The sequence below is a fragment of the Parvularcula marina genome (assembly GCF_003399445.1).
Lineage (GTDB): Bacteria > Pseudomonadota > Alphaproteobacteria > Caulobacterales > Parvularculaceae > Parvularcula > Parvularcula marina.
In genome coordinates, this window is the sequence record NZ_QUQO01000008.1 from 1 (window position 1) to 976 (window position 976).

Below are 976 nucleotides of genomic sequence, written 5' to 3' on the forward strand. Positions count from 1 at the left end.
GTGAAAGTCTCGTCCGTAGACGAATTGCTCGACAAACTCAAAAACGAAGCGGGGGTACTCTAATCATGGCCATTCTCGTTATTGCCGATCACGACAATGAAACCCTCAATGACGCCACCGCCAAGACGGTGACCGCCGCCACGGAAATGGACGGGGACATCGACGTCCTCGTCGCGGGCAACGGCGCTGGCAGCGTGGCTGAAGCCGCAGCCAAGATCGCAGGCGTACGAAAAGTGCTGCATGCGGATGATGCGCATTACGCCAAACAGGTCGCAGAACCCATGGCGGAGCTGATCGTCTCGCTCGCAGGTGATTATGACGCGCTCCTCACCCCGGCCGGCACCAATGGCCGCAACTACATGCCGCGCGTTGCCGCGAAACTCGACGTGATGCAGATCTCGGCCATCACAGGGGTCGAAGGCGCGGACACCTTCATCCGCCCAATCTATGCGGGCAATGCGATGGCGACCGTCAAATCGAATGACGCCAAGAAAGTCATCACTGTGCAGGCGACCTCCTTTGAGGCCCCGGCCATGGACGGCTCGGCGAGCGTTGAGACTGTCGGCGCTGCCGCCTTCCCCGGCATCTCGGAATTTGTCGGTGAGGAGCTGACCAAATCCGACCGCCCCGAGCTGCAGGGCGCAAAGATCGTCATCTCGGGCGGCCGGGCGCTCGCCTCATCGGAGAATTTCGAGAAGCTGATTTATCCGATTGCGGATAAGCTGGGCGCCGCCGTTGGCGCATCCCGCGCGGCCGTCGATGCGGGCTATCAGCCCAATGACTATCAGGTCGGCCAGACCGGCAAGGTCGTCGCCCCGGAGCTTTACATCGCTGTCGGTATCTCCGGCGCCATCCAGCACCTTGCGGGCATGAAGGACTCGAAAGTCATCGTTGCCATCAACAAGGACGAGGAAGCGCCGATCTTCTCCGTCGCCGATTACGGGCTCGTCGCCGATCTGTTCGACGTGCTGCCGGA

1 protein-coding gene is annotated in these 976 nt (G+C 61.3%); it reads left to right on the top strand.

The window, feature by feature from the left end; genetic code table 11:
* Positions 1–65: 65 nt before the first annotated feature.
* Positions 66–976: electron transfer flavoprotein subunit alpha/FixB family protein (locus DX908_RS15985; RefSeq protein WP_147303838.1), on the top strand; the 911-nt coding region annotated here is incomplete at its 3' end.